General features: G+C 63.4%; 10 protein-coding genes. 2 read left to right on the top strand and 8 right to left on the bottom strand.

Features of this window, described 5'->3' with window-relative positions; all coding sequences use genetic code 11:
- Window positions 1-6: 6 nt before the first annotated feature.
- From nikC to RM190_RS19360, 3 genes are read right to left on the bottom strand one after another with little or no spacing between them, the layout of a single operon-like run.
- The gene (gene nikC, locus RM190_RS19370) at window positions 7-906 is read right to left on the bottom strand and encodes a nickel transporter permease (protein ID WP_311761118.1); all 900 of its coding nucleotides are present in this window, start codon (window positions 904-906) and stop codon (window positions 7-9) included.
- Between the two features lie 12 nt (window positions 907-918).
- A complete protein-coding gene (locus RM190_RS19365) occupies window positions 919-1932 on the bottom strand; it encodes an ABC transporter permease (RefSeq protein ID WP_311761117.1) in 1014 nt (337 codons plus the stop codon).
- A complete protein-coding gene (locus RM190_RS19360) occupies window positions 1929-3527 on the bottom strand; it encodes an ABC transporter substrate-binding protein (protein ID WP_311761116.1) in 1599 nt (532 codons plus the stop codon). Before RM190_RS19360 ends, RM190_RS19365 begins: the two co-directional genes overlap by 4 nt.
- Window positions 3528-3818: 291 nt before the next feature.
- Between RM190_RS19360 and RM190_RS19355 the strand changes: the two genes are divergently transcribed.
- Entirely contained in the window at window positions 3819-4856 is a 1038-nt protein-coding gene (locus tag RM190_RS19355) for a dipeptidase (RefSeq protein ID WP_311761115.1), read from the top strand.
- Window positions 4857-4918: 62 nt separating this feature from the next.
- Here the strand turns inward: RM190_RS19355 and RM190_RS19350 are convergent, their stop codons facing one another.
- Window positions 4919-5779, bottom strand: coding sequence for a D-amino-acid transaminase (locus tag RM190_RS19350; RefSeq protein WP_311761114.1), 861 nt, complete (start codon window positions 5777-5779; stop codon window positions 4919-4921).
- Between the two features lie 151 nt (window positions 5780-5930).
- Here RM190_RS19350 and RM190_RS19345 point away from each other — a divergent pair, with 151 nt between their 5' ends.
- Window positions 5931-6893 carry a LysR family transcriptional regulator gene (locus RM190_RS19345; protein ID WP_311761113.1) on the top strand — a complete coding sequence of 321 codons (963 nt, stop codon included), beginning with the start codon at window positions 5931-5933 and terminating at the stop codon, window positions 6891-6893.
- On the opposite strand, the gene RM190_RS19340 is transcribed toward RM190_RS19345, so the two are convergent.
- The 4 genes from RM190_RS19340 to queF all read right to left on the bottom strand — a co-directional run bounded on the left by RM190_RS19340 (window position 6894) and on the right by queF (window position 13076).
- Window positions 6894-8327: a coniferyl aldehyde dehydrogenase gene (locus RM190_RS19340; protein ID WP_311761112.1), complete on the bottom strand. Its 1434-nt coding sequence runs from the start codon at window positions 8325-8327 to the stop codon at window positions 6894-6896.
- A 166-nt stretch (window positions 8328-8493) separates the two neighbouring features.
- Window positions 8494-10245, bottom strand: a complete 1752-nt coding sequence (locus RM190_RS19335) for a GMC family oxidoreductase (RefSeq protein ID WP_311761111.1) — start codon at window positions 10243-10245, stop codon at window positions 8494-8496.
- Between the two features lie 363 nt (window positions 10246-10608).
- Window positions 10609-12258 carry a GMC family oxidoreductase gene (locus RM190_RS19330; RefSeq protein ID WP_311761110.1) on the bottom strand — a complete coding sequence of 550 codons (1650 nt, stop codon included), beginning with the start codon at window positions 12256-12258 and terminating at the stop codon, window positions 10609-10611.
- Window positions 12259-12611: 353 nt separating this feature from the next.
- Window positions 12612-13076 (bottom strand): preQ(1) synthase, encoded by a 465-nt coding sequence (gene queF, locus RM190_RS19325; protein ID WP_311761109.1) that lies wholly within the window; start codon window positions 13074-13076, stop codon window positions 12612-12614.
- Between the last annotated feature and the right edge of the window lie 90 nt (window positions 13077-13166).

Raw genomic sequence — 13166 nt, 5'->3', positions numbered from 1 at the left:
GCCTCCTCAGTTCTGCTTGGGGTCGAGGACGTCGCGCAGACCGTCGCCGAGAAAGTTGAAGGCCAGCGAGGTCAGCAGGATCGCCACCGCGGGCGCAACCGCCACCCACCATTGCTGCAGCATGTATTGCCGCGCCGTCGCGATCATCGCACCCCATTCCGGCGAAGGCGGCTGCGCGCCCATGCCAAGGAAGCCAAGGCTCGCGGCCGTGATGATGATCGAGGACATGTCCAGCGTCACCCGCACGATCAGCGAAGGGATGCACATCGGCGCGATGTGACGCATCACGATCCGCCAGCGCGAGGCGCCGGTCAGACGGCAGGCCGCGATGAAGTCGCTGTTGCGGATGGTCATCGTCTCGGCCCGCGCGATCCGCGCATAGGGCGGCCACGCCGTCAGCGCGATGGCAAGGATGGCGCTTTCGACACCGGGCCGCAGCGCGGCGACGAAGGCCAGCGCCAGGATCAGGCGTGGGAAGGCCAGAAAGACATCGGTCACGCGCATCAGCAGTGCATCGACCTTGCCGCCGAAATAGCCGGCGATGCAGCCGACGGCCAGGCCGATCGGCGCGACCAGCACGACGACCGAAATCACCATCCCCAGCGTGACGCGCCCGCCGTAAAGGATGCGGGACAGGATGTCGCGTCCCAGCTCGTCCGTGCCGAAAAGATGTTCGGCCGCGGGGCGGGCAAGGCGGTTGTCCAGGTTCTGCAGGGCCGGGTCATAAGGGGCCAACAGAGGTGCGAAGATCGCCAGCAGGATCGCGGCGGCAATGATGGTCAGCCCGATCATCGCCAGGGGATTGCGCCGCAGCGCAAGCCAGGTGCGATAGCGGCGGCCCCACCCCGCCTGTGCGCGCGAGGTGGGCATGTCGTCCAGCGCCCAGGCGCGGAAATTGCTCAGCATGTTCGTTGGCCCTTATTGAACGCGCGGGTCGAACACGCGGTAGAGAACATCGGCCAGAAGGTTCAGCCCGACATAGATCAGGCCGATCAGCAGCGTCGCCCCGATGACCGGGTTCATGTCCGCGTTCAGCAGCGATATGGTCAGATACTGGCCCAGACCCGGCCATGCGAACACGGTCTCGGTCACGACTGCGCCTTCCAGCAGACCGGCATAGGTCAGCGCAATCACGGTGATCAGCTGGACCGCGACGGTCGGGAAGGCATGGCCGAAGATCACGCGTGTCATCGACAGACCCTTGGCGCGGGCCGCGACGATGAATTCTCCCTTCAGCGCATCAAGCATGAAGGCGCGCGTCATCCGGGTGATATAGGCCATCGAGAAATAGCTGAGCACCGTCACTGGCAGCACCAGATGCGCCATGGCATCGCGGAACGCATCCATGTCCCGCGCCAGCAGCGCATCGATGGTCAGGAACCCGGTGACGCTGGGCAGCATGTCCTGGAAGATGATGTCCTGTCGGCCCGGTCCCGGCGCGATGCCAAGCGCGGCATAGAAAATCAGAAGCGCCAGCAGCGCCAGCACGAAGACCGGGATCGAGTGCCCGGCAAGGCAGAGGACACGGATGACCTGATCGACGACTGACCCCTGCTTCACCGCCGAAAGGATGCCAAGCGGCACGCCGATGACGACGGCGATGATCAACGCATAGGTCGCCAGCTCCATTGTCGCGGGGAAGTAATGCGCGATGTCGGTCGTGACCGGGTTCTGCGTCAGGATCGACTTGCCGAAATCGCCGTGCAGGAGCTGCCAGATATAGTGGCCGAACTGGACGATCAGGGGCTGGTCCAGCCCCATCTCGACGCGCACGCGCTCGATCACGGCTTCGGGCGCATTGTCGCCCACCGCCGCGATCACGGGATCGACCGGCATCACCCGCCCGATCATGAAGGTGACGACAGCCAGCCCGAACAGCGTCGCAAGGACGCTGCCGAGCAGGCTGCCCGCAGTTTTCAGTGTTCTGCTCACGCCTTGGTGGTTCCCGCATAGGAGTTGCTGTCGGGAAGCGTTCCCAGCAGCACGCCGGTCACGTCGGGGCGGCACGCTGCCGTCACCGAGCCCTGCATCATGATCGCGAAGGGGCTGTTCTCCATGTAGAACTTCTGAAGTTCCAGATACTTCTCGACGCGCTTGGCCGGATCGGCCTCGTCACGGGCCGAGATCGCCATCTCGGCGATCTTGTCGTCCTGGAAATGCGAACGCCAGGCAAAGGGCTTGGTCGCGGCACCGTCCGAGTTGTCCGTGTTGATGCAGAAGACATCGGCGTTCGAGTTCGGATCGAAGTAATCCGTGCCCCATGCCGACAGCGCCATCTCGTGCTCGCGCGCCCGCATCTTGGTCAGGACCTGGCGGTTTTCTGCGGCCAGCAGCGTGACCTTGATGCCGATCTCGGCCAGGTTGGCCTGAACGGTCTGGGCGATGGCCGGGTGCGGCTGCGCCGAATAGTGGTCCATCTTGATCTCAAACCCGTCGGGGAAGCCGGCCTCGGCCAGCAGCGCCTTGGCCTTGGCGACGTCCTTCTGGAACGGGTTGTCCTTCAGCGCGCCCGGCAGACCGTCGGGAATGATCGACTGATGGACCTCGTGGGTCATCGGCAGGATGTTTCTCTGGATGCCGTCATAGTCGAGCGCCCATTTCACCGCTTCCCAGACCTTCGGGTTCTTCAGCTTCTCGTTCGAGACGTTCAGCGAGATCAGGTTCAGCGAGGCGGTGGACTTGCGCACCAGCACGACCGAAGGATCGTCCTTCAGCGTCTTCAGCTGCTCGCTCGTCAGGTTGCGCGCGATATCCACGTCGCCCTTCTGCAGCATCAGAAGCTGGGCCGAGGGATCGACGATGTGGCGCAGGATCACCCGCTTCAGGTCGCCCTTGTAGTCGCCGTTCGGGTTGACCTGCAGCGAGACGGTGTCGCTGGGACGCCAGACCTGCAGCACGAATTCGCCCGAACCGGCCGAGTTCTTCTGCAGCCAGGCGTTGCCCCAGTCTTCGCCCTGAGCATTGGCCATGACCACGGCCTTTTCGACGATCGAGCCGACGTTGGCCGACAGGCAGTAAAGCAGGAAGGCGATCGAGGTCGGCGCGGCGGTGGTCAGCACCAGCGTCTGGGCGTCGGTTGCCTTGATCATCTCGGCGGCGTTTTCGGCGTTCCAGCCGAACTGGGTGATGATGAAGGCCGGGCCCTTGTTCATCGACACGCAGCGCTGCAGTGACCAGGCGCAATCCTCGGCGGTCAGGTCGCCGCCAGACGAGAACTTGATGCCCGACTTGATCTTGAAGGTGAAGGTCTTGCCGTCCTCGCTGGCGGTCCAGCTTTCCGCGATCTTGGGGTCGACCTTGTTCGGATCGTCAAGGTTCGGATGAACCAGCTTGTGATACATGTTGCCGCAGATTTCCGAGCCGATGGCCTCGAAACTTTCATGCGGGTCAAGGCTCGTCATGTTGTCGAGTTGCTGCGCGGCGACCAGCACGCTTTTGGGGTTTGCGGCGAAGGCCGTGCCGAGCGACAGATAGGACACTGCCGGGAATGCAGCGGCCCCGACAAGGAAATGACGTCTGGAAAGCATGGTTGAATCCCTAAGTTCACGGACCGTTCGAATGGACGAAGTGGGGTCCAGACACCGGTTCTTCTGACGAGTCAAGACAGCGGCATCGCACGGATCCGCTACGGGACGCGCGGTAACATGTCGCTTTTGCCCCCTGCCAATGCCAATTCCGCCTTGGATCAGTCTGCATTTGCATAGTATTTTCAGATCAATAGGTTACAATGACGCACCTGCACTGACGCTGCGAATTCCGCGGTTGCGCCGAAGCGGCCGGAGGTCGAGTAACGCCCCACTATCCGTGGGAGAACAGAGATGACCGACCTTTGCGACAGCGCCGTTTTCGACGGCCATAACGATGTTCTGCTGCGGTTGTGGCGCAGTGGCGGCCCCGACGCGGCCCGCAGGTTCATCGACGGAGAAGAGGTGGGTCACATCGATCTTCCCCGCGCCCGCAAGGGCAATCTCGCCGGCGGACTTTGCGCGATCTACGTCCCTTCCGAGCGGGTTCTGGACTCGGATGGCAATTGGCCGACCCCGTCCCGGCAGGAAGCGCTGGAAGTCACGACCGCGATGGCCGGGCTGCTGGTCCGCATTGAGCGCGAGTCCAGGGGCGGGCTGAAGCTTTGCCGCTCGGCCGCCGATATCCGGGAAGCGATGAACACGGGCGCCTTTGCCTCGGTCTTCCACATCGAGGGGGTCGAGGCGATCGGCGCCGATCTGGACCTGCTCTACCTGCTGCACAACGCCGGGCTGCGCTCGATCGGGCCGGTCTGGAGCCGTCCGAACATCTTCGCCTTCGGCGTACCCTTCCGCTTCCCCTCGACGCCCGAAATCGGGCCGGGGCTCAGCGCGCATGGCAAGGCCCTGATCCGTGCCTGCAACGAGTTGAAGATCATGGTCGACCTGTCGCACATGAACGATGCCGGCTTCTGGGACATCGCCAAAATCTCGGATGCGCCGCTGGTCGCGTCCCATTCGAATGCCCACGGGATCTGCCCGCACAGCCGCAACGTGACCGACCGCCAACTTGACGCGATCAAGGATACCGGCGGCCTTGTCGGGATCAACTTCGGGGTCATGTTCCTGAACCCGACGGGTGAGCGAGACCTTTCCCTGCCGCTTGAGCAGATCGTTCGTCATGTCGACTATATCGTCGATCGCATCGGCATCGACCACGTGGCGCTTGGTTCGGATTTCGACGGCACCACCATTCCCGCCGCGATCCGGGACGCCGCAGACCTTCCGAAACTGACCGACGTGCTGGCGCAGGGCGGATACCAGGGCGCGGACCTGGCGAAGATCACCCACGGCAACTGGATCCGGGTGCTGGAACGGACCTGGGGCGCATAAGCCGTCCCAAGACAAAAAAAAGGAGCCAACCGGCCCCTTTTTCCAGTCCCTGCCGGATGGATTCAGATCACCTTTTCGCAGGCCCGCGCCGCGGCAAGGTAGATCTCTTGCAGATGGCGCGTCACCGGGCCCGGCTGTCCGTCACCGATCACGCTGTCGCCCAGTTTCACCACCGGGATGACAAGGCTTGACGCGCTGGTCAGAAACGCCTCGGCGGCGTTCTGCGCCTCGGCGATGGTGAAGGGGCGTTCCTCGATGGCAAGCCCGCGCTGTTCGGCAAGGTCCAGCACCGCGCGCCGGGTGCAGCCGGGCAGGATGGCATGGGAATTCTGCCGGGTGACGATGGTGCCCGACTTGGTCAGGATGAAGGCGGTCGAAGACGCCCCCTCGGTGATGCAGCCATCCTCGTGCAGCCAGACATCGGAAAACCCGTCCGTTCTGGCCGCGACCTTGGCGATGACCTGGCCCAGCAGCATGACCGTCTTGATGTCGCGTCGTTCCCAGCGCGGATCGCTCATCAGCGCAACCGCGATGCCGTCCCGCTGCGCCGGGGTGTCGTAAAGCTTGGCTGGCTGGGTGAAGGCCACGAAGGTCGGGCTCAGCCCTGCCGCCGGATGGAAGTTGCGCTCGGCCTCGCCACGAGAGACCTGAAGATAGACGGTCCCGTCCGTCATCTGGTTGCGGCGGATCAGTTCGATCTGCATTTCGCGCACGTTTTCGAGAGGCATCGGCAGCGGAATGCCAAGCTCCGCCAGCGAGCGCGCAAAGCGGGCAAGGTGAAGCCCGTTGTCGATCAGATGCCCGTCGACCAGCGCCGTGACCTCATAGATCGCGTCGCCGAACAGGAAGCCCCGATCCATGACCGAGATTTTCGCCTGATCTTCAGGGACATAGGAACCGTTCAGAAAAATGTGCCGCGTCATATCCATCGCCTGCATGAAATTCGGCGGGAAGCTAGTCCCGGCACAGTGAAATGGCCAATGCCGGTTTGTTCCGAAGTTAGACCGGATTTGCATAGGGCTGGCCTCTGAGCGGCTGCGGGACTAAGACCCCCGCGGACATGAAGGGAACGACATGGAACTCAAATGGCTCGAGGATTTCGTCATGCTGACAAGCACGGCCAGCTTCTCGCGCGCGGCCGAGGCCCGGCACATCACGCAATCCGCCTTCAGCCGCCGGATCAAGCAGCTTGAATCCTGGCTGGGCACGCCGCTGATCAACCGCGCCAGTATCCCGGCCGAACTGACGCCCGAGGGCAAGGCCTTCCTGCCCGTGGCGCAGGATGCGATCCGCACCTTCTATGCGACCCGCGATACCCTGCGTCCCGCCCATAGCGGACACCAGCGCGTGCTGAACCTTGCCGCGCTGCATACGCTGACCGTGACGCTTCTGCCCGATCTGCTAAGGCGGATCGGCACCGCCCTGCCGGGCGTTCCATCAAAGGTCATTCCCGATCGTGGCGGGATCGAGGCCAATCTTGAGGCGCTGGTCAGCGGAGAGGCCGACCTTTTCCTCAGCTATGCCCATCCTTACGTGCCGATGCTGCTTGACCCGGACGAGTTCGACTGGATCACACTTGGCCGGGAAATGGTCCTGCCGGTCGTCGCGCCCGTGCTGGATGGCCGCATTGAGCCGACGGGGCCGAACGTGATCGAACGGTCGCTGCAGGACAGGTTCGACATCCCATATCTGGATTATGGCCGCAGCTCGTTCTTCGGAACCGCCCTGCAACGGCTGATGGCGCAGCACCCGTTCCGGCGCAAGACCGTGCACGAGAACTCGATCAGCGTCGGCCTGCGGATGCTGGCTTTGCAGGGCTGGGGCATGTGCTGGCTGCCTGAAAGCCTTGTGCGCGATGATCTGGACGCGGGGCGGCTGATCCTTGGCTCGGACGCCCCGCACTGGCGGCTGGAGGTCGAGATCAGGCTTTACAGCTATCGCGGCGAAGAACGCGGCCGCAGCCACCCGGTCTGGGACCGGATCGTTGGCGCGTTGCAGGAACCGGCACCCCAGAGGGCCTTGCCCCCCGCCGCGTGATCAGCGGCGACGGGCAAGGATCTTCGACACGGTCCGCGCAAGTCCGCCCCAGGGCGGGCCAAGTTTCTCAAAGACATTGATGAAGCCGATCTTCAGCACCGAACGCGCGTGGCTGAACCGGATAAACCCGTCGCGCCCGTGATAACCGCCGATCCCGCTGGGGCCGACACCGCCAAAGGCCATGCCGTCCTGCGCGGCGTGAAGCAGCGTGCCATTCAGCGTGACCCCGCCCGAAATCGCGCCATCGACGATCTTTTCCAGCGTTTCACGCTGATGACTGAAGGCGTAAAGCGCCAGCGGCCGGTCGCGACGGTTGATGAAGGCCAGAGCCTCGTCCAGACTGTCATAGCCGATCACGGGCAGGACCGGCCCAAAGATTTCTTCGCGCATCAGCACCCCGTTTTCCGGCGCTCCGATGACGACCGTGGGCGCAACCTTGCGCACGGCCGCGACACCGTCATCCCTGGCGGAAAGCACCGTCGCCCCGGCCGCGCGTGCCTCGTCCACGGCGCCGACCAGTCGGCTGTAATGCCGGTCGCTGATGATCGAGGTGTAATCGCCATTTCCCGCCAGCGTCGGATAGAACTTGCCGACCGCCGCTATCACGGCCTTGCCGAAGGCCTCGACCTGAGAGCTGGGGACCAGCGCGTAATCGGGGGCGATGCAGGTCTGGCCGGCATTCAGGAACTTGCCGAAGGCCACGCTTTTCGCGACCTTCGCGACATCCACGTCGTCGCAGACGATCGCCGGGGACTTGCCGCCCAGTTCAAGCGTAACGGGGGTCAGGTTGGCGGCGGCGGCCAGCATGACCTTGCGGCCGACGCCGGTCGAGCCGGTGAACACCAGATGGTCGAAAGGCAGTTCCGAAAACGCCTGCGCGACCTCAACCCCGCCGGTCACGACGCGGATCTCATCCTCGGCAAATGTGTCGGCAATGGTTCGGGCAAGCAGATCCGAAAAGCGCGGCGTCAGCTCGGAGGGCTTGATCATGGCGCGGTTTCCGGCCGCGATCACATCGACCAGCGGGCCAAGCGACAGGAACAGGGGATAGTTCCAGGGCGAAATGATGCCGACCACACCCAGCGGTTCATGACGCACCCAGGCCTTGGCCGGCTGGAATGCCACGTCGACATGCCGCTTTTCGGGGCGCATCCAGCGGGCAAGACCCTTGCGGGCGCAGCGGATGCCATTCAGAACCAGCCCGATTTCCAGCATCCGGGTTTCGTCGGCCGAGCGGTTGCCGAAGTCGCTGGAAATCGCGGCGACAAAGGCGGCCTCGTTGGCGACCAGCATCTGCCGCAACTTCTCCAGCCGCGATTTCCGCGCCTGCAGCGTCGGCGCAAGGCCGCCGCGGGTGACGCCGTGCTGCACGTCGAAAATCCGGTGCAGATCGGCAAGACCGTCCTGATGCTGGGTGACAATCTGCGTATCCATCATCTTCTTCGCTTTCTGTCGCTATCATCGGACGGCCTGCATTTCGGGCCGCGGGATGATCGTGGGGCTGACCCGCGCCATCTGCCGGGTCGGGGAATGGATCGATGCGCTTGCCAGCAGCCATAGGGGCCCATCCGACAATTCTAGCACATCGGCGAGCACGGTGTTATGCGCCGGGGTAGCGCGTGTCTTGGGAAGACGCATCCGCCATCTCTCCGCGGGGCGGGATGAAGGTCATCGCCCGCTCGGCAAGGGCCGTGATCGTCAGGCTGGGATTCACACCCAGGTTCGCCGACAGCATCGAGCCGTCGATCACATAGAGATTGCGATAGTTGAAGACCCGGTTCTGGTGGTCGATCACCCCGCGATCTGGCGTAGCCGCCATGCCGCATCCGCCCATGCAATGCGCGGTCATCGGCACGTTGAACTGGATCTCGCTCATCGAACTGAGGCCGACCCCGCCAGTCGCCTCGGCCGCCCTTGCGGTGAAGGCATTGGCCTGCGGAATGAAGGTCGGGATCGGATCGCCATGCGAGGTCAGCTTGCTGCGGAAAGGCCAGTACCACGGGCGCTTCCATTTCATGTCCAGATGCCCGTCCAGCGTTTGCATGACCAGAAACAGCACCGTCTCGTTCGAGAAGCGATAGGGCAGGATGCTGCGCAGCGCCGCCATCGGGCGCGTGACCAGCAGCTTGCCCATCGCAGACAGCCATGACAGCGGCCGCGTCGCGCCGGGGCGACCGCCGGTCAGGACCGTAAACAGGCTGCTCATCAGGTTGGATCCCGCCGGATAGCGCACGGCCTCGATATGGGTGTGGTCGTCGATATAGATGCCCGATCCGATGGCGACACCCGTGGACAGGTCTTCCTTGCTGCCGGGATAGCGGATGCCCAGCAGGGACTCGGCATTGGTCCGAACCCGCTTGCCCAGGCTGTCGGGAAGCTTCGGCAGCGAACCTTTTTCCTTCAGGCTGAACAGCAATGACTGGCTGCCAAGGGACGAGGCGGCGATGATCACGTTGCGCGCCCGCCATGTCCGCTGGGGACCGCCGCCCCATGTCGGCTCCGAGATTACGTCATACCCAGCCGCGCCGTCGGCCGCGCCTCCAATCGGGCGGATGTCGACGACACGCGTTTCGGCATGGACCTTGGCGCCCCGCTTTTCGGCAAGATAAAGATAGTTCTTGTCCAGCGTGTTCTTGGCGTCATGACGGCAACCGACCATGCAGCCGCCGCAGCCATTGCAGGATTTGCGCGCCGGACCTTCGCCGCCGAAATAGGGGTCGGGATATTCCTTGCCCCCGGTCGTGTCATCGGCATCACCGAAAAAGACGCCGACATCGGTCAGGTAAAAGGTCTCGGCCCCGCCAGCCTTTTCGGCCATCTCGCGCAGCTTCCAGTCCGCCGCATCCGGACGCTTGTTGCGGGTGACGCCAAGCATGTGCTTCGCGGTCGCATAATGCCGGGGCATCACCTTGTCCCAGTCATCCAGCCCCGCCCAATCGCCGTCCTTCCAGACAGTGTCGGGCGGCACCAGCAGTGTCTGGGCATAGGTGATCGAACCACCACCGACCGCGTTGCCGTGCAGGATCAGCACATGCTTGAACAGGGCAAGGTTCAGGAAGCCCTTCAGCCTCAGGCCCGGTCGCCAGAGATAGTCCCAGAGTTTCCAGTTGGTCGAGGGAAGGTTGTCCGGCGTCCAGCGCCGCCCCTGTTCCAGCACGGCCACGTCATAGCCCTTTTCGGTCAGGCGACAGGCCGAAACCGATCCGCCGAAACCGGACCCGACGATCAGGTAGTCGCAGTCATAGGCGTCCTTCACCCGCCGGTCCGGCGCAACCCGCTCCATGCGATGGCCAGTCGCGCCTGCCTGCACGCCACAATTGGACAGCGCCGCGTCATGCGGCAGATCAGGCATCGGCCCTGCTTCCGGTTCCCATCAGAACACCTCGTGGTTCCCAATTCGGCCACTCCACTCAATCCGCAGAACACGGATGCGGGCGCCTTCACGACACCCGGCGGAATAGCCCAAGGCCCGGAGTTATGATGAGGATTGCGGGATACGACAGCGCCCCGCAAACTGTCGTTGCGTAATTTTGCTGCAAAGCAAATTACTTGGCACGGAAACGAACCCTGACATCCATCCAGCCCGGCGCTGATCGCATGAGGCACGCTCTAAACGCTGCTGCTGCAACCGGGTTCTGGTGGCCGAGACACTTCTCCCTGACCTTGCGGGCCGCGATTGCACCGCACGGAGTGCCTGCGATTGCCTGACCGGGTGCTAACCCGCCGCCATCGCGTGCTGTGCAATCGCCGAAGCCTCTGCATCCTCAAGAATGAACTCGGCCGCGCGGGCGCCAACGGCCATGGCCGCCCCGTTCGAATTGCCGGAAACAGGTGTCGGCATGATCGAACAGTCGGCCACGCGCAGCTTCGACAGGCCATGGACCCGCAGGCGGCTATCCACCACGGAACTTGCAGGGTCCGGCCCCATGCTGCAACTGCCAGTGCCGTGCAGACCCGGAGTCATCATCCATTTCAGTTCCTCGACAATCTCGTCATCCGTGCCCGCCGCGGCGCCGGGCAGGGTCTCATTGCCAATCAGATCTTTCAACGAAGGCATCGAGACAAGGCTGCGAACAAACCTGACCATCCTGACGGCCATGTCGCGATCGGCGGGATCGCTCCACCAGCGGGCATCGACCTCGGGATTGTCGCGGTGGTCGGCACTGGTGATGTTGATCTCACCCCGGCTGCGCGGCCGGTTGTAGAAGCCGCTGAACATGATCCCCGGCTCTGATTCCACCTCGATGGTCGTCGCCGACCCGTCCCGGCTCTGGCGGGTCGAGCAGGGCGCGACGCCGAACTGGATATCCGGCCAGCCGAGATTGCCCGCGCTGGCCTTCAGCACCGTCACCGGCGGCCCCAGATAGGCCATATAACCGCGCAGGCCCAGGTAATAGCGGATGATGTGCCACAGCAGGCGCCATTGCGTGAATTCTCGGTTCATCCCCGGATGCCCGAGCAGGCGATAGGTCATCGTGAACATCGAATGGTCGCAAAGGTTCTTCCCGACATTCTCCAGCGGGAAAACAAGCGGAATAGCCAATCGTTCCAGGAGCCCTTTCGGGCCCACGCCCGACAGTTGCAGAATCTTGGGTGAGGAAAAGACGCCCGCCGACAGGACCACCTCACGCCGGGCCGAATATGCCACCTCTCGTCCGTGCCGATCGCAGACGATCCCGGTGGCGACCGTCCCCTCGAACGTGATCCGCTTGACCTCGGCGTCGGTGACCACCGTCAGGTTCGGACGACGACGCACCGGCCTGACGAAGGCGGAATAGGCCGAGGCCCTACGCCCTGCGCGGTCGATGGTCGATTGCGAATATCCCAGACCCTCGGTCTCTGGCGTGGTGATGTCGTCAAGGATTGGCAATCCGGCCTCGACCCCGGCCTTCATCACGGCGTCGATCACCCGCGAGCGATAAGGGTTCATCGTGATCTGAAGCGGCCCAGATCGGCCACGGGAGGGATGCGCATTGCCACCGCGATAATCCTCTAGCGACTGGAACACGCGCAGCATGTCCTTCCACCCCCAACCGGGATTGCCGCGATCTTCCCACCCGTCATAGTCACGGGGCAATCCGCGCAGATACCAAGTACCGTTTACCGCGCTGGATCCGCCCAGGCCATTGCCATAGTACCATTTTTCTGCCGGACGCCCCAACTGCGGTCGCACCGGAAAAAAGCGATAGAAGGGGGGTTTGCCAACGATCTTGGCATAGCCCCGCGGCATGCGGACGAAGGGATGGGCGTTTCGCCCCCCACCTTCGATCAACAGGACCGCATATCTGCCGCTTTCGGAAAGGCGATTGGCCAGGACACAACCGGAAGATCCCGCGCCGACAACGATGAAATCATAGGCTTCCAATTCCACCACCCTTTTGTGGTCACATCCGGATTCCGTGCCGGTTGTGGCCCGCGGCTCACGCCTTCCAAGCGGTGCTGTCCTGATGGTGCGATGCGCTTGTCCGTGGCCCGTGCCCTATTCCGGCTGATGGTAAGCTGGCTCTTGAACCTGACGATCCGGGGCGGTCGGGAGGACCGATCGTCCCGTAGTGCAGCCAGGTTGACGCGCCATCATCGCAGAGGCAGGCGGACGTTTCCAGCTTCATGTGAAGGGCGCCGGGCGAACTTAATCCGCCTGCGCGTGTGCACGAGGCGATGTCGATTGAAACTCAAGCGCCGTGATCCCAAAGATCCCGGAATCGCGCGAAGCAAGGTTCAGCCCCTGCCGCGATAGGGGGGTACGCCCTGATCCGGAATCCACACATCCGCTGGCACTGCGCCGGTCTGCCAGAAGACGTCGATCGGGATACCCCCTCGCGGGTACCAATATCCGCCGATCCGCAACCAGCGTGGTTCCAGGAACTCGACCAATCGCCGCGCGATGCTGATGGTGCAATCCTCGTGAAAGGCTCCATGATTGCGGAACGATCCCAGGAACAGCTTCAGGGATTTCGACTCGACCAGCCAATCTCCCGGCACATAATCGATGACGAGATGCGCGAAGTCGGGCTGTCCCGTCATCGGACAAAGCGAGGTGAATTCTGGCGCGGTGAAGCGGACATTGTAGTCCACGTCGGCCTGCGGATTCCGCACCCGCTCAAGGACCGCCTGGTCGGGGCTGGCAGGCAATTCAGTATTGCCGCCAAGTTGCGTCAGATTGCCGTAGATGTTTTCTGTCATCGCCGTCTCCTTGCTCCGGGACCGGAATAGGGCCGACGCGCGGCTCCGCAACTGCAGCGCGGAATCGGCTCCGTCTGGGCAGACCTACGC

This window comes from Paracoccus broussonetiae (genome assembly GCF_031854425.1).
Classification (GTDB): domain Bacteria; phylum Pseudomonadota; class Alphaproteobacteria; order Rhodobacterales; family Rhodobacteraceae; genus Paracoccus; species Paracoccus broussonetiae.
Note: the sequence above shows the minus strand (reverse complement) of the source record. Positions and strands in the feature narration are given on the sequence as shown.

Excerpts from the sequence above, each read along its gene's own strand:
- nikC (WP_311761118.1), bottom strand. The coding sequence starts at position 906 with ATGCTGAGCAATTTCCGCGCCTGGGCGCTGGACGACATGCCCACCTCG.
- RM190_RS19360 (WP_311761116.1), bottom strand. The coding sequence starts at position 3,527 with ATGCTTTCCAGACGTCATTTCCTTGTCGGGGCCGCTGCATTCCCGGCA.
- RM190_RS19355 (WP_311761115.1), top strand. The coding sequence starts at position 3,819 with ATGACCGACCTTTGCGACAGCGCCGTTTTCGACGGCCATAACGATGTT.
- RM190_RS19350 (WP_311761114.1), bottom strand. The coding sequence starts at position 5,779 with ATGACGCGGCACATTTTTCTGAACGGTTCCTATGTCCCTGAAGATCAG.
- RM190_RS19345 (WP_311761113.1), top strand. The coding sequence starts at position 5,931 with ATGGAACTCAAATGGCTCGAGGATTTCGTCATGCTGACAAGCACGGCC.
- RM190_RS19340 (WP_311761112.1), bottom strand. The coding sequence starts at position 8,327 with ATGGATACGCAGATTGTCACCCAGCATCAGGACGGTCTTGCCGATCTG.
- RM190_RS19335 (WP_311761111.1), bottom strand. The coding sequence starts at position 10,245 with ATGCCTGATCTGCCGCATGACGCGGCGCTGTCCAATTGTGGCGTGCAG.
- queF (WP_311761109.1), bottom strand. The coding sequence starts at position 13,076 with ATGACAGAAAACATCTACGGCAATCTGACGCAACTTGGCGGCAATACT.